Origin of the sequence: Litorivivens sp., assembly GCF_041625495.1 — a bacterium.
In the GTDB taxonomy this organism is placed as follows: domain Bacteria; phylum Pseudomonadota; class Gammaproteobacteria; order Pseudomonadales; family Spongiibacteraceae; genus Litorivivens.
On the sequence record NZ_JBFJTH010000058.1, the window covers coordinates 1 to 20,820 of the forward strand.

Below are 20,820 nucleotides of genomic sequence, written 5' to 3' on the forward strand. Positions count from 1 at the left end.
AAAACCGCTACAGAACCACAGTGCGGAGCCACTCATTAGCCATTTCAATGGCAGGCGGTCAACCGCAACACCTAGCACGGGACTGAGCAAACCCGCACTCAACGTAGTCACAGTCACACCGAGAACCTGAACCATGGCGCTAGCACCAAACTCCCGACCGATCGGCAAGGCGATGACACTGTATGCGGTATACACGCTAGCCAAACACAACATCTGCAATACAAAAACCGCCGCAACCTGGTACCAACCACGGTAGATTCCCTGCAAATTGTTCACACCAGCCCCTCACTCTCTCGACCCCAGCGCGCCAGGCCGTTGAATTAACAAAAGTGATACGATAGCATCCTTGCCCTTTAATAAGACAACCCTGTTGACTACACTATGCGATCGCGGCAATCCAACCTGCGACCGACCAACGACCCATTCCGCACACAGTGAGCCCAGCTATGAGAGAAGCCGTTATTGTTTCCACCGCCCGTACTCCAATCGGCAAAGCCTTCCGGGGCGCCCTGAATAATATGAAGTCACCTACGTTGATGGCTCATTCCATACGCGCCGCCGTTGAACGCGCTGGCATTGAGGGTGCTGAAATTGACGATTGTGTGATTGGCTCGGTACTGACCGCCGGCACCGCTGGCCTGAATATCGGTCGCCTGTCGGCGCTGGCGGCGGGCTTGCCCAACACCGTACCTGGCCAGACGATCGATCGGCAGTGCTCGTCTGGACTGATGTCCATAGCTACCGCCGCTAAACAGATCATTGTCGACGGACAGGACATCGTGGTGGCCGGGGGACAGGAAAATATCACCGCCCTGAACCAGCAGTTCTTTCAGATGGCCTGGGATGCGCAGGACGAAGACTTGGTGAAATTGCATCCACACACCTATATGGCCATGCTGGAAACCGCAGAGACCGTAAGCCGTAATTACAAGATAAGCCGCGACGCTCAAGATGAATTTTCCCTGCTGTCACAGCAGCGTACGGCAGCCGCCCAAGCCGCCGGCAAGTTCAACGATGAAATTGTGCCGATTACGGCAACCAAGAAGGTCGTAAACAAAGAGACCAAGGAAGTCACCTTCGAAGAAGTCACGCTGAGCCAGGACGAGGGCAACCGTCCATCAACCACACTGGAAAGCCTGCAAAGCCTGCAGCCTGTCATTGAAGGTGGTCACGTGACAGCGGGTAACGCCAGCCAACTCTCCGACGGCTCATCCGCCTGCGTGGTGATGGACAGCAAACTCGCCGAACAGCGTGGCCTGCAGCCTCTGGGCATCTACCGCGGTATGGCGGTGGCAGGCAATGCCCCCGAGGAAATGGGGATTGCTCCCATCTACGCCATCCCTAAACTCCTCAAACAGCACGGTCTGAAAATTGACGATATCGGCCTGTGGGAGCTAAACGAAGCCTTTGCCTGCCAGGCTCTGTATTGCCGCGACCACCTGGGTATTGATCCTGACAAATACAATGTTAACGGCGGCGCTATCTCCATCGGCCACCCCTACGGCATGACCGGTGCACGCATGACCGGCCACGCACTGCTCGAAGGCAAGCGCCGTGGCGTGAAATATGTCGTGATTTCGATGTGTATCGGCGGTGGTATGGGGGCAGCCGGCCTGTTTGAGGTAGCCTGACACACTAGTGCCACTTGCGGCTGCCCGTCGCAAGCGGCGCCATTAGACACCATTGTTGACCAACACTGATTTCTCTTGTACATTCATGGCTTCGTCGAATTACCCAGCACCGGGAGTTGACCATGACCTTCAGCACACGTGATTTGAGCCCTCGCATCGGCACCGAAATTCAAGCCGATATCGACACCCTACTAAGCGGCAAACACGCGGCGGAGATTCGCGACATTCTCGAGCAGCGCGGCGTCGTGGTATTCAAAGAAGTGCACATGAGCGACGAACAGCAGCTCGCCTTTACCGGAACGCTGGGCAATGTAATCGACGAAGGTGAAAAAGGTGTTTACAAAGTAACACTGGATACTAAAGAAAACCCGCAAGCGGACTATCTCAAAGGCGCATTTTTCTGGCACATTGACGGCACCACACTGGATGTACCTATTCTGGCCTCCATCCTCAGCGCGAAAAAACTGTCAGAAACCGGCGGCGACACCGAGTTCAGTAATACCTATGCCGCTTACGAGGATTTAAGCGAAGAAGACAAAGCCAAATACGACAATCTGAAAGTCGTACACAGTCTCGAAAATGCTCAACAATATGTTCACCCGGAGCCCAGCTACGAAACCATGCAGATGTGGCGCCGGGTGCCTTCCAATACCCTACCGCTCGTGTGGAAACACAAATCCGGTCGCAACTCGCTGGTCCTGGGATCAACAGCGGCTTACGTTGAAGGCATGGAATATCAGGCCGGACGCGAACTGCTGGTGAAGCTGCGCGACTACGCAACCCAACCGCAGTTTGTGTATCGCCACAAATGGAACGTGGGAGACCTGGTAATCTGGGACAACACCGGCACCATGCACCGCGCAACGCGATACCCGCTGGACAGCGGCCGCATGATGCACCGCACCAAACTTGCCGGCGAAGAGTCGTTTAGCGGCTAACAGTTCTCGACTGCAGCGGCGCCTCTACTTTGTTGATATGTTGGCATCTGTACATGTGGACCTAGAGACTAGAAATTAGAGTGCCCCGCTGCTTTTTTCAACCTTCACCAAACATCACCACCGATACCCCAACGAAACGCCAAATATCCTATCTGCCCCCATCGACATATTGTGCACAATATCCCGGCGATCACCCGACAGGGTCAGGGGAATCAGGTTACGCACATAACGCTGAGCAAATAGATTGTTCACATAGCCCGCAATCTCGTAGCGCGCGCCGGCACCAGTCCAGCCCAGACGCATATCCCACACACTATAGGCGCCCAGTACGGTGGTAGGCTGCTGCTCGTTGGTGAACTGCACATCGTCCTGCCAGCGCCCCGTTACCTGGCCATACAACGCCGAGCCTGAGTCAAATAGATGATCGTAACGAGTGGTCAAAGAAGCGCTGCGCTTGGGTGCGTTGGCCAGCACGCCGCCACTCACGTCCTGAGCATCACAGCTGCCGTCGCCATCGCTATCAATCGCCCCTCCCTCATTCGGCCCCTGACCGGGAAAACACTGGGTGATAAAATCGTTATAGATTGCTCGGTTAAACAGCACAGAGCCCACCACTGAAAGCTCCGGTATGGGCCGGGCATGGAACTCAATTTCTACACCGCGCGTCTCCAACTCGCCTGCGTTATCCAGCCGATGCGATACAATTGAGCCAGTATTTTCCAGATCTCTTATCTGCGCTTGAAAATCCTCGAAGTAAGTCAGAAAAGCCGTGGCGTTAAGCTCCAGCCTATTATTAAACAGCCGGGATTTTACGCCTACTTCGTACGACCTAGCCTTCTCCGGGTCAACCGGGTTAGCCAATGCCTGCGCGGGGTCTTCCCCGGCGACATCAAACGTAGCGCCACGATACCCCGTGGAGATTGCCGCATACAGATTGACGTTTTCGTTCCAGTCCAGCATTAACGCCAGCTTTCCCGTCACGGTTTCATCAGTAACTGTTGCCCGCGTAGCCGCAAACTCGCTGCTGGTTGCCGTCGCATTGGTTGTCGCATGCGCCAATCGCGAGGTACGCTCCAGCAGCACGCTCACCTCCTCATCGATAAAGCGCGCACCAACAGTCAAATGCCAACGATCGTCGAAATGCCAGGTGCCTTCAGCAAAAACACCAAGATTGCTTATATCCACCTCTGCATCGCGGGTATCGTACTGGCTCACCGCATCATTGCCGCCCAACCCGTCACCAATACCAATGGGAACCAGCCCTGGTGCCACCGTACCGGCAATCACCGCCGCAGACAGATCTTCAATCGCTCGGTCGTAATCTTCCGTTACGCGATTATCAAACCACAGCATTCCCGCCGTATATTCGAACACCGGATTGTTGGCGGAGGTTAACCGCAATTCTTGGGTAAAGGTTTCAATCTCTATTTCTGAATAATTATTACTCAGGTCCACTCGAGCACCATCGAGTGCAGCGGCAGTGATATTGTCATCGTTGATAGAACGTCGAAATCCTGTCACGGAGCTTAGCACCATGCTTTCCAGATCCCAATCCACCGCTAACGAAGCCGCCTTACCGTCCGCATCAGACACATTGTCACCCGCACTTCTGCCCTGCCGATTTTCGTCACTGAACTGTATCGGGCGACTGCGCTCGCGCAGCGACGGATTGCCACTTCGATAAGTGAGTACTTCACCTGTACCGTCCCGTCGCTGCGCCTCCAGATTAAGACGTAAGGACAAAGTATCGGAGGCGTTCCAGCGCAGCTTACCGCGCACCCCTAACTGCTCGGATTTTGGCACATGATCTGCGCGCGATACGTCTTCCAGATGACCATCACGCTGACTGGCAAATGCCGTTATCCGCAATCCCAGCGTATCTGTCAGCGGCCCGCTTGCGGTACCCTGCAGCTTTGTGAAACTACCGGGGAAATCATCGGGATGTTCAATATTGAAGCGCAGCCGAGCTTCAAATTCTTGCGCCGGATCACGGGTAATCACGTGCACCAGCCCCGCTGAAGCATTTTTCCCGAACAGTGTTCCCTGTGGTCCGCGCAGTACCTCCACCCGCTCAATATCGGCAAAATCAAAATTCATCTGACTGTTTCGCGCTAACGGCACGCCATCGAGCATTACCGACACATTGGGTTCCACCGCGACACTGTAGACATTGGTGCCAACGCCTCGAATATTGACGGAGCTGTTAATGTAAGCATCAGCGGTAAAACGCAATGACGGTACAATCTTCGCCAGATCTTCAATATTGTTGATTTCACTGGCTTCTATTCGCTCGCGTCCCACCGCGCTTACCGCCATCGGCACATCCTGAAGATTTTGCTCTCGCTTCTGGGCCGTCACCACCACCTCTTCAAGCTGGGCTCGAGCCTTTAACGGAAGGAAAAGTGTGGGCAGCAGGGCTGCCAGCAACGGCACAAGTAACTTGTTCATACGTTCAGCTTCGTTGTTATGATATTTCAACGCGGGAATCCGCCGTGCCTTCCCACCCCGATGCTGCTATAGTAGCGGTTAATATAAGACAACACTGTTGCCTAATAAGCAATACCTCTTTTGGAAACCCGGTACAGACACAAAGACAGCCTCATGAAGCGACTTAAACCAGACACCGCCCGCTCTGCACGCTTTTCAGCCCTGAAAGATGCCGCCTATGCAGACGGACATTGGGTCAGCACCACACTGGCTGATGCCCTGCGGGAAGCCGCCAATACCACCCCTGAGAGAGTACTTTTGGTAGACGGTGATGTGCGGCTCGACTGCAGGACCCTGCACACTCAGGCAAGCCACCTGGCCAAGTTGCTACTATCCAGGGCACCCAGCGGCAGCGTCGTGTCATTTATGCTACCGAACTGGCATGAAGCCGCTGTCATCTACCTAGCATCAACCTTGGCGGGCATGGTCGCCAACCCGGTGCTACCCAATCTACGTGGTCGCGAACTGCGCTTTATTCTTGAGGACGCCGACAGCCGATTTCTGTTTGTTCCAGCCCAGTTCCGTAAATTTGACTACCGCAGCCTCGCCGATGAGGTAATCGCCGAACTGGAGCTGCCTCCTGAAGTGATCGTTCTGCGCGGCAGCCCTGGTCACCATACCGCCTTTGACACCCTGCTCCAGGCCGAGACGCCCGCCATCGAACTCCCCAGACTGAACCCGGACGATATCAGAATGGTGATGTATACCTCTGGCACCACCGGCCGCGCCAAGGGCGTGCTGCACAGCCATAACACCCTACACGCCCTGATACAGCAGCTCGGAAAGCACTGGCGCATAGATCAAGGCGATGCCTTTTTAGTGCCCTCGCCCATTAGCCATATCGGCGGTTCAATTTATGCGTTTGAGTGCCCCTTGTTGTTAGGCAGCCGCGCGGTATTGATGGAAGCCTGGCAACCAGAACCCGCTATCGATCTGATGGAAGCCGAGGGCTGCACCCATATGGCCGGAGCCACGCCATTTCTGGAACAGTTGTTGGCAGCGGCACGTAGCAAAAACACGCACCTGCAAAAACTGAAAACCTTCATCTGTGGCGGCGCCGCCGTACCGCCACAATTGATTCGTGAAGCCGCAGACTACTTCCCCAATGCCTGCGTTACCCGAGTTTACGGTTCTACTGAAGTACCCGTAACCACGGTTGGCGCACCTCTGCCTAACGAGCTGGAATTTGCTGCAGACACCGATGGTCGCGCCGGCATCGCTTTGATCAAGCTGGCAGAACACCCTGCGGCGCTACCGGGCGAAGGCGAGATCTGCGCCAAAGGTCCGCAGATGTTGTTGGGCTATTTACATGCCGAAGACGACACTAAAAGCTTTGACGACGAAGGCTATTTCCGCACCGGCGATATCGGTCGCTATATTGGTGACTACATACAAGTCACCGGCCGAGCCAAAGATATCATCATTCGCAACGGCGAGAATATTTCACCCAAAGAACTCGAAGACTTACTGCTGGAACATACCGATATTGTGGATATCGCCATCGTCGGCCGCCCTCACCCCAAAACCGGTGAGCGGGTTTGCGCGGTCATTGTTGCCGAGGGCGACAAAATGCTAGATGTGAAAGCCCTGCTTGAGTTTTTGGTGGCGCGCAATGTGGCCAAATTCAAGATACCGGAACAGGTAGATATATGGGAGAGCCTGCCTCGCAATGCCTCAGGCAAGGTGCTCAAGCACGAAATTCGCGCTGCGTTGATTAAAAACAGCAAAGACTGAACCATCGGCTTGTACAGGCTTTAGATCTATGACCTGCCAGATCATTCAATGGCAACACCCTTACGCCGTTTATACTTTTTAACGACCTGTCCCGCCTTGCTGCACAACAGCTAAACTCGTTTGTTATTAAGTTCCTGACCCTCACGGCGAAGCCTTACGCTTAATGGCCTCGTGCCGAAACTTGAATAGCGTTGCCAAACGATCTTCATCAAGCGACTCGGTATCAAGAAAGGCATTTTCGATATTAGATTTATCGATTTCCGTCATCTGGCGTCACGTAGTTTTTGACGCTCAGCCACAATCAGTAAACGCCAGTTACAGCTTTGTGCCTATGGATTAATCGACAAAGCGTATGCATTTTTCCGCGCGGGTCGACTGCTTCCGGGCAAAACGGCACCGGAAGCAGAATCCACTCAAGCCGTTTCGCGCTGCTGCTGAGCTGCGGACACATGCGGCGCCACCCATTCCCCTGGACGCTGTTCCGTTGCTGCGGCGTTCTCGAACGTTGGCAAACCGTTCACCAAAGTCAGACGCATAGGAGCTGAGTCGCGTGTCCAGCGCCATGTGAAATTGCCATCACCCATGGGCACGTCATAAACCTTTTTAAGGTCTCTCTCCGCAATCTCGTCCAGCGAAAACACCGCAATATCCGCCCGTTTGCCTACCTGCAGGCTACCGCGATCCCGGAGACTAAAATGGTCGGCAAGCTTGCCAGTCTGCACCCACACCGCTTCTTCAAGGGTGATCTGTCCTTTGGCAACAAACTCGGTAAACAATCGAATGTTTTCACCGCCGCCGCACAGCATCTGGCCGTGCGCGCCAGCATCACTGATATTGCCGACCGACTTTTTATCACGGATCAGGCTGATCACCATGTCGGTATCCATTTCGAAAGGCGGCATGGTGACTGTTGATTCAAGACCATTGGCAATCAGCCACTCCGCCATCGCATCAGAGACATGCGGCGCACCAATCTGCTTTGCATATTCGCCCAACGTCACGCCAATTGGCCCCGCATTATTCTCCGAATTAAGCAATAACATGTGCGGTGCCCGAGCCTTGGCAAAGGGCGAGAATTCAAATACATCGTTATCCCAAGACGCCCGAGCGCGCTCGCGCCAGCTGTCGTCCTTCAGCAGTGCCCGTTTGGCGTCGTCACCTTCTGCAAGGACAACCTCGTGCCAGACATAGTCATTGGATTGGGCAAACAACAAAGAGCTTTGCACACTGGCCGTGGACGTCACTGGGATATGCGCATAGCCCGTCCAGAAGTCACGACCTTCAGTTTTCAGCCGTTCGTGCATGGCAGCCAGTGGTGCCTGAATTCCCATCAGATCGCGCTGGAAAACCAGAGTTGGCAGGCCAGCCCACTGAACCCTGATATCAAGACCTTCTGTCAGCCGGGCAATACGTTCAAGCTGGTCGGGCGCTGCCATATTGCGGAAAGTATCGACAATTACCTGAAAGCTGACGCCGGGATGACGTGCCATAACTTCAAAAAGAGCGCGAAACTCCGCGTCGTCCGCGTGCAGAGAGGGTACTGGCCGGTTCTCGCCGTCATGGTCCATCAAGTTAGTTGATAGCCCCAACGCTCCCGCCGCAAGTGCTTCATCCAGCATAAATGCCATGCGTTCGATCTCATCGGCTGTCGCCGCGCGTTCCCAGGCTTCCATCCCCATTACCGCAAGTCGCAGCGCGATGTGACCACAAAAGGCTGCATAGTTAGCGGGCAAAGATGCGTTGCGCTGCATAGAAGCCTGGTATTCAGGCCAGCTGCGCCAGTCCCAGGGCAGCTCTGTCATAAAGGGGGATTCTGGAATATCTTCAAAGAACGAAAAAATACCGACCACTTCCCTGCGCACCGCTTCGTCGTCAGGCACTGGCGCCACGCTGAAACCGCAGTTACCCATGATAACGGTGGTCGCCCCAAAACCCGGCAGGGGGTCCAGTGTCTGATCCCACCACATGGCTCCATCGAAATGGGTGTGGGATTCAATAAACCCGGGGCTGACAATACAGCCGCTGGCATTTACCACCTCTTCTCCATCGTTTGGCGATAATTCGGGGGCAATCGCTTGAATAGCTCCATTGGCAATACGCAAATCACCACGGTAGGCCGGCGCGCCTGTGCCATCAACTATCGTGCCACCTTGAATCAATCGAGCTGTGGGATCTTGAGCAGACATGATCACTTTCTCCTGGTCGTCTTTTTATTCGAATAACTTTAATGATTTTACCGGGCGACTCGACTTGCCAAACGCCCTGATATCAGGTTTCACTATGAATATATGCCTGATTAGCGCTAGCCGGTAGAAGGATATGACCAAAGACTTTAACGATATTACTGAAGCCGGTGAGCTGCAGCAGACAGCGATGACTATGCTGAGGGTGATTCAGCGCCACAACCTACCCGAAGAGCAGTTGCGCCGCTTCCATCATTACTTCGTGAATCGCGGCGTTAGCGTGACATTGGCCGTTTTTCGAGACTGGATTACCCAGATCCAGCGCGAGCTCGATAGTCAGGCCTCATTAAAAGAGCTTGCCACCCATTGGACAAAAAGACTGGGCGAACGCGACACATTTAGCCAACAGGAAGCCGAGGAATTTCACCACCAATACGCCTCGGTACTCGACACCAACGCCATTATTCGCCAACCTGTTGTTATCGGTCTTGCCGAACGTGAAGCGGGCAGCCCCTTCGATGTAGAGCTATCCCAACCGGCGCGGAATATTCGCTGGGTTATTCTGTACACCGTAAAAGGTCAGGCAACGCTCAAAGCCGGAATCCGTGATATGCGTATTGGCCCCGGCGATGTACTACTGCTGCCACCCAATGCCATGTATCACCTCAACCGCTCCCCAGACAGTGCGCGCTGGAACCATTACTGGCTCTCCTTTCATCCGCACACAGACTGGCGTCACCACCTTGATTGGCCTATGCCAGCGCCCCATGTCGGCCATGTAAATGTTCCACAATCTGAGAGAAATCGCATACGGACAATACTCAACGACCTTATGGATAACAGCCTTCACCCCACCGCCGTCATGCACGACCTAGAAGCCAATCTACTGCTCCAGTTCATTCTGCGCTGTCGCAGTTATTTCCCCGACTCCCACCATCGGGTTAGCGACGAGCGTGTCGAAAATGCGAAGCGTTTTGTGGAAGAACATCTGAGCGAGGCATTTACCCTGGAACAAGTGGCAGAGGCGGTATATATGTCGCCGTCGCGACTGGCGGCCCTGTTCAAGAGCCACACGGGGCTGAGTGTGTTTAGCTGGCGCAACGAACGCCGGCTGATTCAAGCGGCGCATCGATTGCGCAGCAGTGACGAGCCCATTTCCAGTATTGGCACACAGCTTGGCTTTAGTGACCCCACGTATTTTTCACGTACATTTCGCCAACATATTGGCTGTAGCCCGAAACAGTATCGCAACCAGCAACAAAGTGACCTTGTCGGGGATCCAATAATCTAAAGCCACAAAAAAGCCCGCGCGAGGCGAGCTTCTTTGCGAGTTACAATGGAAAACCAAACCTACTTTTTCAGTTTATACGCCACCACCGAGTCACCCAGGGTGGAACCAAACATGCTGTGGCCACCCGTTGCGATAACAATGTACTGCTCACCATTTACCTCGTAGGTTACCGGGACCGCCACGGCAGCCGCCGGTACCTTGGTGCGCCAAAGTTCCTTGCCGGTCTTGAGATCGTGAGCGCGAAAGACATCATCGATGCTGTACCCGATAAAGACCACGCCACCGGCGGTGACCAGCGGGCCACCCGCCCCCGGCATGCCGAGATTGGTGTCAATAAACGGAATGGGGAATGGCATCATCGCTTCAAGGCCGCCCAGCGGTACTTCCCATACCTTTTCTTTCTTGACGATATCCACCGCCACCAGACTCGCCCATGGCGGCGCTGAACAGGGCGTTCCGAGGGAGGACATTAGCGGCTCTATGGTGGGAATATAGGGCGAATCCAATACGTCGAAGGTCATGGACAGACCTTCGACATTCTGGCCGTCCTCCTTTTTCACATTGGATTTTTCACGCGGCGTCAGCTTCACAATCATCGGCATGCGGTTTACCGGCACCACCATGATGTTGCTCTTTGGATCGTAGCCGCCGCTACCCCAGTTGGGGCCGCCACCGGCAGAAGGCATAAATACCGTGCCTTTCTCGCTAGGCGGGGTATAAATCGGGCCGTAGTTCAGCCCTTCAACTTTCTTTTTACAAAAGTGGCGATCGATCGGGGTAAAGCCCCACACATCGTCCAGATCAAACTTCTGCGGCACCAGTGCCGGCATTCCCACCGGGAAGGGTTGGGTTGGCGACAGCACTTCTCCTTTTACAAAACCTTCCTGCGGAACCGGGCGCTCTTCAATCGGCACCAGCGGTTCGCCAGTTTCGCGATCAAAGATGAACACCAACCCCATCTTGGTGTTTTGCAGCAACGCCGGCACCATCTCGTCGCCCTTCGGGTAGTCGATCAGCATCGGGCGCGCGGGTATGTCGTAATCAAATACGTTGTGGTGTACCACCTGAAAGTGCCAGGCAATTTCCCCGGTACTCGCCTTCAGGGCGACGACCGAGGTGGTGTAGTTGTTGTCGCCCACACGTTCGCCGCCATAAAAATCGCTGGACGTACTGGTGGTAGGCAGGTAGACCATATCGAGTTTTTCATCGACCGCCATCGACGACCAGACGTTACCCTGTCCAAAATTTTTGGTGCCGTCTTTCCAGGTTTTCATCGCCGGGTCACTGGCGTCGCGAGGCACAGGATCCCACTGCCACAGGAACTTTCCGGTGCGCGCGTGATAGGCCATAACGCGACCGCTGGGCGCTTTAACGCGCTGGTTATCGGCCACCGATGAGCCGACCACAATCACATCGTTAATCACCGCCGGGTGCGAGGTGGCAATCACTTCGCCGGGCATGATTTCCGGCTTATCGATGGGAATATCCACTTCGCCCATCTCACCAAAACCTTCACAGGGTTTGCCGGTTTTGGCGTCTATCGCCAGCAAACGATAATCCGCCGTGCCCAGCAGAATACGCGACGCACACGCTGCACCCGCCTCGGCCTGTTTGTCTACCCAGTGGGAGATACCCCGGCACTTGCGCATACCAATGCCGGTTTCCAGCGGGTCTTTCGGGTCGAACATCCAACGCTGTTTGCCGGTAGCCGGATCAATCGCAAAAATCTTGCGCTTGGTGCTGCAGATCATCAGGTTGCCATCGACCAGAGTAGGCTGGTCTTCAAAGGCGACCAGTTTGCCGGTCAGATCCTCAGGAGGCAGGTCTCCAGTGTGGAATTCCCAGGCCAGCTCAAGGTTGGCCACATTGCTCGCATTAATCTGGTCTAGCGATGAAAACTGGGTGCCTGACTGGTGATCGGCAAAACTGGCTGAGAAAACAGGAGCACTGGACAAGGCTCCGATCAGGCCGATGCCGGCTGCTTTTTGCGTTAACCTGCTGATCATAATTGGGGTCTCTATGCGTTATTGTCGGCGCGCATGCGTCGCTATTGATCAACAGCATTGTATAGTTGTGAAACACTGTGGGTCAATTCGCGTCACCCACGCGCAATGAATTAGTAATCTTTTATGCGTGAGTACGGCGGCGCGTTCGCGCAAAGCACAAGCAGGATATAAAAAGGACCCGCCGAAGCGGGCGGTCACAACGACCAAGGAAGGGAACCGTCGAGACGCTGCCGGCGCAGCGTCTTAGTTGTGCAGGGGAATTACTTGTTGGTTGGAAAGGCGAAACGAACACCTTCGCTCGACCCGGCTGAAGGCCAGCGCTGGGTAATGGTTTTGCGACGAGTATAGAAACGCACCGCGTCCGGGCCGTAGGCGTAAAGGTCGCCAAACAATGAGCGCTTCCAGCCGCCAAAGCTGTGATAGGCCACCGGCACCGGCAGCGGTACATTAACGCCCACCATGCCGACCTTGATGTTGTCAGTAAAGTAGCGCGCGGCTTCACCGTCACGGGTGAAAATGCAGGTACCGTTGCCGTACTCGTGATCGTCTATCAGCTGCATGGCTTCTTGCAGGGTTTCCACCCGCACCACACACAGCACTGGACCGAAGATCTCTTCCTGATAGATTTTCATTTCCGCTGTTACGTGATCAAACAAACAGCCGCCGAGGAAGAAACCCTTGTCGTGACCTTCCACTTCCAGCGCACGACCGTCTACAACTAAAGTGGCACCTTCTTTCACTCCCAGATCCACGTAGCCTTTCACCTTCTGCTGGTGGGCAGAAGTAATCAGCGGCCCCATATCATTGCTGACGTCGGTACCGGGGCCAACTTTCAAATCAGCCATACGGGTTTTCAGTTTTTCAATTAGCGTATCTGCTGCCTCATCACCGACAGCAACCGCAACTGAGATCGCCATGCAGCGCTCACCGGCTGAACCGTAAGCCGCGCCCATCAGGTTATCGGCAACGTAATCCGGGTCGGCGTCGGGCATAACTATGGCGTGATTTTTCGCGCCACCCAATGCCTGGCAGCGTTTGCCATTGGCAGTCGCCGTGCTGTAAATGTACTCAGCAATCGGGGTAGAACCCACAAACGAGATCGCTTGAACGGTTTTGTTCGCCAGCAAGGTATCCACGGCCACCTTGTCGCCATTAACCACGTTGAATACGCCGTCGGGCAGTCCCGCTTCCTGAAATAGCTCCGCAATGCGCATCGACGCCGAAGGGTCGCGCTCAGAAGGCTTCAACACAAAGGTGTTACCGCACACGATAGCCATGGGATACATCCACATAGGCACCATCGCAGGGAAGTTAAACGGCGTAATTCCCGCCACAACCCCTAACGGTTGAAATTCGCTCCAGCAATCGATATCCGGACCGGCGTTCTTGCTATGCTCACCTTTTAATAGCTCCGGAGCACCACACGCGTATTCCACAACTTCAACACCGCGCTGAAATTCGCCCATGGCATCATTGCTCACTTTGCCATGCTCCGCCGTAATCAGCGCAACAATTTCGTCGGCGTGTTTTTCCAGCAGTTCTTTAAACTTGAACATCACGCGGGCACGTTTCAGCGGTGGCGTATTGCGCCAGGCTGGATACGCAGCTTCAGCAGCGGCAATTGCAGACTCAACGGTCTGTTTGCTGGCCAGCGCAACCTGCTTCTCCGGTGAACCGGTGGCAGGATTGAATACATCCTGTGTGCGCTCAGCATCAGCAACATGTTTGCCACCGATAAAATGCCCGACTATGGTCATATCTGCTACCTCTAAATTTGCGTTAAGCCTGCCCGCCAGTGCCGTGGAAAGCGCGCGGAGAAAGCCCGTAAATGAACAGTGGCGACCATTATACTGTTGTACAGCACTGTTGACCAGAAGCAGTTGCGCAGTGTAGTCTGATCAGGCTCCGGTAACTGCGGGTGAGCGCTTGTAGCAACATGTGAACACGGCCCTCTATTCCCGCAAAGAAAATTCACAGGCCTTTGTTTTAAATGGTCTTTTTGAACACTAACAGAAACCCGGTTGCCGACTGCGAGCCAGCTATGGAGTTTTCTCAGCAATGAATTTTGAACTTTCCGACGACCAGAAAATGATGCGCGACACCTTCGCGCGCTTTCTGACAGAACAGAGCACCATGGAACGTGTGCGCTCTGCCCAGGACACCAACGGCTTTGACGCCGCATTGTGGAAGGGGCTGGCTGACATGGGCGCCCTGTCGCTGAGAGTTCCCGAAGACGCCGGCGGCATGGGGCTGGGCATATTTGATGCCGCCGTACTAATGGAAGAAGCCGGCCGCACCCTTGCCTCTGGGCCGCTGGCCGAAGCGTTAGTCGCGCTGCGCGTGGCCGGCCTGCTTGGCGCCGACAACGCCCTGCTCGAATCTGCTCTGCAGGGCGACCAAGTCATCACGCTGGCGTTGAACGACGTAGCAAGCCACGCCAAGCAATGGGTAGCCGGTGGCGCTGTAGCTTGCGCTGTAGTCGCCAAGAAAGGTAATGACATTTGCCTCTTCACACTAAGCGACACCAAACGCGGCGAAGAGACTTTGGCGTCTACCGCGCTTGCCGAAATTGATTTCAGCAACGCCCAGTGCACGATTCTTGGTAGCGATGAGACGGCGCAAACCGTCTTTGCTCAGGCAATTGAGGAGTGGAAGCTGCTGCTGGCGATCGCACTGAGCGGCCTGGCGCGTCAGGCCGTGCAAATGGCCGCCGATTACGCCTGTGAGCGCAACGCGTTTGGCCAACCCATCGGAGCTTATCAGGCCATATCCCACCCGCTGGCCGATCTGATCACTGAAGTCGACGGTGGCAAATTCCTCGCCTGGAAAGCCATTCACGATATCAAACACAATCTCAATGATGCCGCTGCACAGGTGTCCATGGCCTTCTACTGGAACGCCGACACTGCCGCCCGCGCGGTCACCCAATCGCTGCATACTTTTGGCGGCTACGGTCTGGCCACCGAATACGATATCCATCTGTACAACCTGCGCGCCAAGGCGTGGCCGCTGGTAGCGGGCGATCCGGGCAACTACCTCGAAGAGGCCGGACGTCGCCTGTACGCCAATGAACAGGTTGCGCTGCCGGATGTGGGCGAGGTCGCGATTGATTTTGATCTGGGCGACGAAGCACGCGCTATGGCCAAAGAGCTGGACGACTTGTTCAATCGCATCCTCACCCCGGAACTGCGCGCCAAGGCCCACTACTCATTCGACGGTCACGACCCAGGTGTGCATAAAATTCTTGCAGAAAACCGCTTCCTCTTCCCCGCCTGGCCCAAGGAATACGGTGGCCGTGAAGCCGAGCCCTATGTGGTCAGCGCGCTAAGTAAAGTGTGGGAAAAACAGGGCTGGACCGGACACCCGACCAGTACCACCATGCTGGTTGGCACCATGATTCGCAAATGCGGCAATGACGAAATGAAGAGCGATATCCTGCCAAAAATCGTCGCCGGCGAAGCGGTATGCTCGCTGGGTTACTCCGAGCCCGGCTGCGGTTCCGACGTGTTTGCGGCCAAAACCAAGGCCACCCAGCTGGAAGACGGATCTTGGCGAATTGATGGCGCAAAGATGTGGACCAGCGGCGCTAACATTGCCGACTATGTACTGATGCTGACACGCACCGATCCGGATCTGCCCAAGCACAAGGGCCTCACCATGTTTGTCGTACCTCTGGACACGCCCGGCATTGAAATCCACCCGGTACATACCTTCCAGGATGAGCGCACCAACGCAACCTTCTACGACAATGTCGTGATCCCCGACAAATATCGACTCGGAGAGGTTAACGGCGGCGTGAAAGTGATGGCAGCGGCGCTTGAGCTAGAACACGGCGGTGGCTTTATGAAGAGCCAGTTTGCTATGACCGAAGCGGCTGAAGAGCTGTGTCAGGAGCTTGATTTACTGCAAACCAGCAACGCACAGAAGCGTTTGGCACGCAGTAAGATGCACGCTTACATCGGCGAGGTACTGGGCAACCGCGCCCTGTGGACAGGCGTAATGGGATTGGAAAGCAAAGCCTACGGCCCTATGACCAAAATGTTCTCTTCCGAAAAATTCCAGTCTGATTCACGCGATCTTCTCGACCTGACTGCGCCGCACTCGCTGTCAAAACGCGAAGGCCCGGCCGGTGAACTCAACCTCGCCTACCGACACGCCCACGGCACCACCATTTACGGTGGGACCAGCGAGGTGCATCGCAGTATGATTGCCGAGCGGGCACTGGGTCTGCCACGCACTCGCGGATAAGAGAAAACAAAGGAAATCATGATGAGCGAAGCACCTCACCTGCTGGTCGAACAGAAAGACGGGATTCAGATCACAACCCTGAACCGGCCGGACAAACTCAATGCACTTACCGGCCAGACCATGCGCTTGTTCGAAGAGGCCTTGATCGGGTTTCGCGACAACCCGGAACTGAAAGTCATGCTGGTGCGTGCCACCGGGCGCTACTTCTGCGCCGGCGCCGACCTGCGCGACCGCTCCGACGACAAGCCTGCTCACACACCGCGCGAGATTCGGGAAAAGCACCGCCTGGGCCTGCATGGCATGCATCGCATCTACGACGAAATGGAACATATCGAAAAACCCATCGTCGTTGCCCATCAGGGCACCTGTGTAGGTGGTGGTCTGGAGCTGTCGCTGTCCTGTGATTTCCGCCTGGCCGCCAAGAGTGCGAAATACGCCTTTCCCGAAGGGAAAATGGGTGTGTTGCCCGCCTCCAATGGCGTCTCGCGTTTAACCCGGGTGATCGGTGCACACTGGGCCCGCTATCTGATTATGGCCAACCTGCCCGCCGACGCCGACCGCGCTCTGACCATGGGGTTGGTACACGAAGTGTTCCCCGATGAAAGCTTTGAAGACGATGTAATGAGCTTCTGCCGCCATCTGGCTGAACAGAATGGCGAGCAGATGGGCGCCGCCAAAATTGCCATCGAACTCTGCGCCGAACTGGGCCGCGACCAGTCGCGTCATGTTGAACGCATGGCCAACAGCGCACTGATGCTCAGCCCTGATTACCTCGCCCGCATTGAAGCCTACGTCAAGAGCGTCGGTTCAAAAAAAGACTAACCCTCGGGTATACGGAAAAACAATCTTATGGATTTTGCCTGGACCGACGAACAGAAGGCCTTTCGCGCCACTGTTCGCCAATTTCTGCAAGACAACCTGCCGGACAACTGGGAACACATCGCCCACGGCCCCGCCTCGAAAGAGCAGACCACCTTCGCCAAAACCTTCTGCGGCAAGCTGGCCGAGCAGGGTCTGTTGGTGCCACACTGGCCGGAAGAATGGGGCGGCCGCAATGTTGACCCGTGGATCGCGTTCATTCTGGCCGAAGAAATGTGGATGGCCGGCGAACCCCGTGGCGGCCAATACATGAACGTAAACTGGATTGGCCCAACCATGATGCTGTACGGCTCGGACGAGCAGAAACAGCAGCATATCCCGCCGATGGCACGCGGCGAAACCCTGTGGTGTCAGGGTTTTTCCGAACCGGAATCCGGTTCCGACCTGGCTTCACTGCGCACCAAAGCCGACAAAGACGGCAATGGGTACCGCATCAACGGCCAGAAAATCTGGACATCCTACGCCGGCGATGCAGATACCTGCTTCTGCCTGGCGCGCACTAACCCCGGCAAAAACGGCATCTCCATCTTTCTGATTCCGATGGACACCCCAGGCATCACTGTGCGCGATATTCCGAGCATTATCGGTGAAGGCGATATTCACGAAGTGTTTTTTGACGATGTGGTCGTACCCGAGACCGCTCGCCTCGGCGACGAAGGTCAGGCCTGGGAAATTGTCGGTAAAGCCTTGTCGTTAGAGCGAGTCGGCATCCCCCGCTTTGCACTGGCATCTACCACATTGAGAAAAGCTGTAGAGCTGCTCAAGGCCGAAGGTCGGTTTGGGCTCGGCGCGGTAGATCAGGCCGCCAAGGCTCACGCTGCCTGCGAAGCCGCCCGTCTCTATAGCTACAGTATTATTGACCAGCGAGCCAAAGGCCGTATTCCAGGTCCGGAAGCGAGCGTGGGGCGCTTTGCCACCGTCAATTGCGAACGCATGGTGGCGGATTTTGTGGTGGAGCATGTACCAGAAGCGATCAGCGGCCAACACCCAATGTTGCTCGCCCACCATCAGCGCGGCATCGTTGCCGGCATCGCCTCCGGTGCCGCCGAAATACAGCTCAACCTGATTGCCACCCAATACCTTGAACTACCACGGGAGCCGCGCTGATGGATTTCGAACTCAACGACGATCAGCTCGCGGTAACCAGTGAGCTGGAAAAGCTGGCAGGGCAATTCGCTACCTCGCCAGTCGATTTTCACGGCTTTGCGTTAGCCAGCCCCGAGCTGGAACAGCAACTGGAAGACAACGGCTTTTTTGAGCTCGCCACGATGGAAGGAATGGGGCCGATTACCGCCGCATTGGCCGTCGAGCGCCTGGCCAAACTGCCTTACACCGCTGAAATCGCGCTATCTATGCTGGTTCGCCCTGCGCTAAACATGGAATTGCCACGCCCCTTTGCTGTGGTGGAAAACTCTCGCCCCGGCCGCTTTGTCGCGACAGCGAAAACAGTACTCGTGATTGACGGCGACAACGTTAGCGTTGCCCACCCTTCTGCCGATCAGGTAGAGAGCCTGCCCGACTCGCTCTTCGCCTACCCCATGGCGAAACTGAAAAGCGATGTAGAACTCACTGCGCTATCTGCTGAAGAAGCCGACACCGTCAAAACCTGGCTGCGCATCGCCAATGCCTGTGAGATGGCCGGGCTACTGCAGGCTGCCATCGACGCCACAGTGAAACATGTTAGCGTGCGCAAGCAGTTCGGCCGCCCGCTGGGCACCTTTCAGGCGCTGCGCCATAGACTGAGTGAGTGTACGGTACTGGCTGGCGGTGTACGTTGGCTTGCGCTAAAAGCGGCCTGGAGCGGCGATGCAGGCGAAGCTGCCATGGCATTACTACACGGCCAGGAAAGCGCCCTGCGCGTGGTGTATGACATGCATCAGATGTCTGGCGCTATGGGCATGACACTGGAGATGGATCTGCACCTGTGGACTTATCGCCTGAAAGCCCTACTCAGTGATTTGGGTGGTCGCGGTGGTCAGGCTCAAGCCGTAGCTCAATACTGCTTTGACGCCGCATGAGCGAAGCCAGCACCTTTGACAGCCTGCGTGCAGCGGGTTGGACGGATCTCACCACCGAAGGTTTTACCGGCTATGTCGGCCCCTTCTGGTTTCGCGGCGATGCCCACAACCATGAAGTCGGTATGCTGGTTGAAAGTCGTCACGCCAATTCCCATATCGGCACGCTCCACGGCGGCGTGGTGATGACCTTCGCCGATATAGGCCTTGGCAGTGCCATGTCAAAAGCATTGGGGGCAAAGGCGCGCGGCTATGTGACACTGTCCCTGCAAACCCAGTTTGTGTCGGTGGCGCGAGTCGGTGAATTTATTACCTGCAAGCCGGAAATCGTGCGTCAGGCAAGGGATGTTGTATTTATCCGCGGACTGATCAAAACCGGGGAAAAAACAATTGCGAGCGCCGAAGGGATTTGGAAGGAGATGGCGTCGGCCAGGTAGTGCTAACGGGGCAGCCCGCTAACAGAACGAATATGGGGACAGCCACCGGTTTTTGCTTTAGGCTAAACCCGTGCGCAATCAGGACAAATAATGACCCCTCCCCTTCGTATTCGCTATCAGACCATTGAAGTCGGCAACAACGACATTCACGTGTGTACACTGCGAGATCGCCAGCAGTTCAGCGACCCGGAAAGCCTCGCCGAGAATCTGGGCATTTCGTCTGCACTCTGGCCCATTTTTGGCGTAGTCTGGCCATCGAGCCTGGTGCTGGCCCATCACATCGCCGACTTTCAGACCGAGGGCAAACGCATTTTAGAAGTAGGCTGCGGAATCGCCTTATCCAGCCTGCTGCTCAATGCGCTAAAAGCCGACATCACCGCAACCGACTACCACCCCGAAGTTGAAGCATTTCTGGCCCGCAATACGCGGCTAAATGACGGTAAAACAATTGCCTTTGAGCGCGCCGACTGGGCAGATACCCAAAGCACGCTGGGTACCTTCGACCTGATTATCGGCAGTGATCTGCTTTATGAAGATGAACACATCGCCTTATTGGCGGAATTTATCCACCGCCATGCAAGACCTGCCTGTGAAGTGATCCTGGTGGATCCCGGCCGGGGCCGGAAGAACAAGTTCAGCCGGGCTATGGGCGCCAATGGTTTCAGCAGCAATCACATCAAGCCCTTGCACACCGACTACCTCGACGGCGTCTTCAAGGGCGACATTCTGCAGTTTGCCCGAAGCCTGTAGCCCCTTGTATTGGCCTGCGATCAGGACAGAGGGGGAGAACGCTCGGCCAACAATGCTTCCGGCGTCATATATTTGGTCGTACTCCAGCCACCGTCCAGCGCAATCGTCTGGCCATTGATATAACTGCCCTCTTTCGACGCCAGAAAAAATACCGTGGCGGCAACATCCTCCACAGTGCCCTCGCGGTCACAGGGCGTCAGCTCATGATTAATACGGCGGAA

16 protein-coding genes and 1 pseudogene are annotated in these 20,820 nt (G+C 55.5%); 10 read left to right on the forward strand and 7 right to left on the reverse strand.

Annotation, left to right across the window (positions count from 1 at the left end; translation table 11 throughout):
- Positions 1-276 (reverse strand): annotated as a pseudogene (locus ABYP39_RS08720) (hypothetical protein); the annotation flags it as partial.
- A 170-nt stretch (positions 277-446) separates the two neighbouring features.
- Between ABYP39_RS08720 and ABYP39_RS08725 the strand changes: the two are divergent.
- Both ABYP39_RS08725 and ABYP39_RS08730 read left to right on the forward strand, forming a co-directional pair.
- On the forward strand, positions 447-1,631 hold the full coding sequence (locus tag ABYP39_RS08725) for an acetyl-CoA C-acyltransferase (RefSeq protein WP_372747492.1): 1,185 nt from the start codon (positions 447-449) through the stop codon (positions 1,629-1,631).
- 122 nt (positions 1,632-1,753) lie between these two features.
- Positions 1,754-2,569: a TauD/TfdA dioxygenase family protein gene (locus tag ABYP39_RS08730; RefSeq protein ID WP_372747491.1), complete on the forward strand. Its 816-nt coding sequence runs from the start codon at positions 1,754-1,756 to the stop codon at positions 2,567-2,569.
- A 114-nt stretch (positions 2,570-2,683) separates the two neighbouring features.
- Here the strand turns inward: ABYP39_RS08730 and ABYP39_RS08735 are convergent, their stop codons facing one another.
- On the reverse strand, positions 2,684-5,017 hold the full coding sequence (locus ABYP39_RS08735) for a TonB-dependent receptor (RefSeq protein ID WP_372747490.1): 2,334 nt from the start codon (positions 5,015-5,017) through the stop codon (positions 2,684-2,686).
- A 153-nt stretch (positions 5,018-5,170) separates the two neighbouring features.
- On the opposite strand from ABYP39_RS08735, the gene ABYP39_RS08740 reads away from it, so the two are divergent.
- Positions 5,171-6,790, forward strand: coding sequence for an AMP-binding protein (locus ABYP39_RS08740; RefSeq protein WP_372747489.1), 1,620 nt, complete (start codon positions 5,171-5,173; stop codon positions 6,788-6,790).
- Between the two features lie 141 nt (positions 6,791-6,931).
- Here ABYP39_RS08740 and ABYP39_RS08745 read toward each other — a convergent pair whose 3' ends face one another.
- Both ABYP39_RS08745 and ABYP39_RS08750 read right to left on the reverse strand, forming a co-directional pair.
- The gene (locus ABYP39_RS08745) at positions 6,932-7,057 is read right to left on the reverse strand and encodes a hypothetical protein (protein ID WP_372747488.1); all 126 of its coding nucleotides are present in this window, start codon (positions 7,055-7,057) and stop codon (positions 6,932-6,934) included.
- A gap of 146 nt (positions 7,058-7,203) precedes the next feature.
- The gene (locus tag ABYP39_RS08750) at positions 7,204-8,976 is read right to left on the reverse strand and encodes an amidohydrolase family protein (RefSeq protein ID WP_372747487.1); all 1,773 of its coding nucleotides are present in this window, start codon (positions 8,974-8,976) and stop codon (positions 7,204-7,206) included.
- A 133-nt stretch (positions 8,977-9,109) separates the two neighbouring features.
- On the opposite strand from ABYP39_RS08750, the gene araC reads away from it, so the two are divergent.
- Positions 9,110-10,264 (forward strand): arabinose operon transcriptional regulator AraC, encoded by a 1,155-nt coding sequence (gene araC / locus ABYP39_RS08755; RefSeq protein WP_372758177.1) that lies wholly within the window; start codon positions 9,110-9,112, stop codon positions 10,262-10,264.
- Between the two features lie 59 nt (positions 10,265-10,323).
- On the opposite strand, the gene ABYP39_RS08760 is transcribed toward araC, so the two are convergent.
- A complete protein-coding gene (locus ABYP39_RS08760; RefSeq protein ID WP_372747485.1) occupies positions 10,324-12,270 on the reverse strand; it encodes a pyrroloquinoline quinone-dependent dehydrogenase in 1,947 nt (648 codons plus the stop codon).
- 260 nt (positions 12,271-12,530) lie between these two features.
- On the reverse strand, positions 12,531-14,027 hold the full coding sequence (locus ABYP39_RS08765) for a CoA-acylating methylmalonate-semialdehyde dehydrogenase (RefSeq protein ID WP_372758175.1): 1,497 nt from the start codon (positions 14,025-14,027) through the stop codon (positions 12,531-12,533).
- 301 nt (positions 14,028-14,328) lie between these two features.
- Between ABYP39_RS08765 and ABYP39_RS08770 the strand changes: the two genes are divergently transcribed.
- The 6 genes from ABYP39_RS08770 to ABYP39_RS08795 all read left to right on the forward strand — a co-directional run bounded on the left by ABYP39_RS08770 (position 14,329) and on the right by ABYP39_RS08795 (position 20,599).
- Positions 14,329-16,518 (forward strand): acyl-CoA dehydrogenase family protein, encoded by a 2,190-nt coding sequence (locus ABYP39_RS08770; protein ID WP_372782102.1) that lies wholly within the window; start codon positions 14,329-14,331, stop codon positions 16,516-16,518.
- Between the two features lie 18 nt (positions 16,519-16,536).
- Complete coding sequence (locus tag ABYP39_RS08775) at positions 16,537-17,340, forward strand: enoyl-CoA hydratase/isomerase family protein (protein ID WP_372747482.1); 804 nt, start codon at positions 16,537-16,539, stop codon at positions 17,338-17,340.
- A gap of 27 nt (positions 17,341-17,367) precedes the next feature.
- On the forward strand, positions 17,368-18,504 hold the full coding sequence (locus ABYP39_RS08780; protein WP_372748011.1) for an acyl-CoA dehydrogenase family protein: 1,137 nt from the start codon (positions 17,368-17,370) through the stop codon (positions 18,502-18,504).
- Positions 18,504-19,415 (forward strand): acyl-CoA dehydrogenase family protein, encoded by a 912-nt coding sequence (locus ABYP39_RS08785; RefSeq protein WP_372782104.1) that lies wholly within the window; start codon positions 18,504-18,506, stop codon positions 19,413-19,415. The genes ABYP39_RS08780 and ABYP39_RS08785 overlap by 1 nt, the downstream gene beginning before the upstream one ends.
- Positions 19,412-19,849: a PaaI family thioesterase gene (locus tag ABYP39_RS08790; RefSeq protein ID WP_372748013.1), complete on the forward strand. Its 438-nt coding sequence runs from the start codon at positions 19,412-19,414 to the stop codon at positions 19,847-19,849. The genes ABYP39_RS08785 and ABYP39_RS08790 overlap by 4 nt, the downstream gene beginning before the upstream one ends.
- Before the next feature lie 90 nt (positions 19,850-19,939).
- Entirely contained in the window at positions 19,940-20,599 is a 660-nt protein-coding gene (locus ABYP39_RS08795; protein ID WP_372758174.1) for a methyltransferase, read from the forward strand.
- 20 nt (positions 20,600-20,619) lie between these two features.
- Here the strand turns inward: ABYP39_RS08795 and ABYP39_RS08800 are convergent.
- Positions 20,620-20,820: SDR family oxidoreductase (locus tag ABYP39_RS08800; protein WP_372782106.1), on the reverse strand; the 201-nt coding region annotated here is incomplete at its 5' end.

What these genes read in the sequence shown, in the direction of transcription:
- ABYP39_RS08725 (WP_372747492.1), top strand. Translation starts at nt 447, where the DNA reads ATGAGAGAAGCCGTTATTGTTTCCACCGCCCGTACTCCAATCGGCAAA.
- ABYP39_RS08730 (WP_372747491.1), top strand. Translation starts at nt 1,754, where the DNA reads ATGACCTTCAGCACACGTGATTTGAGCCCTCGCATCGGCACCGAAATT.
- ABYP39_RS08735 (WP_372747490.1), bottom strand. Translation starts at nt 5,017, where the DNA reads ATGAACAAGTTACTTGTGCCGTTGCTGGCAGCCCTGCTGCCCACACTT.
- ABYP39_RS08740 (WP_372747489.1), top strand. Translation starts at nt 5,171, where the DNA reads ATGAAGCGACTTAAACCAGACACCGCCCGCTCTGCACGCTTTTCAGCC.
- ABYP39_RS08745 (WP_372747488.1), bottom strand. Translation starts at nt 7,057, where the DNA reads ATGACGGAAATCGATAAATCTAATATCGAAAATGCCTTTCTTGATACC.
- ABYP39_RS08750 (WP_372747487.1), bottom strand. Translation starts at nt 8,976, where the DNA reads ATGTCTGCTCAAGATCCCACAGCTCGATTGATTCAAGGTGGCACGATA.
- araC (WP_372758177.1), top strand. Translation starts at nt 9,110, where the DNA reads ATGACCAAAGACTTTAACGATATTACTGAAGCCGGTGAGCTGCAGCAG.
- ABYP39_RS08760 (WP_372747485.1), bottom strand. Translation starts at nt 12,270, where the DNA reads ATGATCAGCAGGTTAACGCAAAAAGCAGCCGGCATCGGCCTGATCGGA.
- ABYP39_RS08765 (WP_372758175.1), bottom strand. Translation starts at nt 14,027, where the DNA reads ATGACCATAGTCGGGCATTTTATCGGTGGCAAACATGTTGCTGATGCT.
- ABYP39_RS08770 (WP_372782102.1), top strand. Translation starts at nt 14,329, where the DNA reads ATGAATTTTGAACTTTCCGACGACCAGAAAATGATGCGCGACACCTTC.
- ABYP39_RS08775 (WP_372747482.1), top strand. Translation starts at nt 16,537, where the DNA reads ATGATGAGCGAAGCACCTCACCTGCTGGTCGAACAGAAAGACGGGATT.
- ABYP39_RS08780 (WP_372748011.1), top strand. Translation starts at nt 17,368, where the DNA reads ATGGATTTTGCCTGGACCGACGAACAGAAGGCCTTTCGCGCCACTGTT.
- ABYP39_RS08785 (WP_372782104.1), top strand. Translation starts at nt 18,504, where the DNA reads ATGGATTTCGAACTCAACGACGATCAGCTCGCGGTAACCAGTGAGCTG.
- ABYP39_RS08790 (WP_372748013.1), top strand. Translation starts at nt 19,412, where the DNA reads ATGAGCGAAGCCAGCACCTTTGACAGCCTGCGTGCAGCGGGTTGGACG.
- ABYP39_RS08795 (WP_372758174.1), top strand. Translation starts at nt 19,940, where the DNA reads ATGACCCCTCCCCTTCGTATTCGCTATCAGACCATTGAAGTCGGCAAC.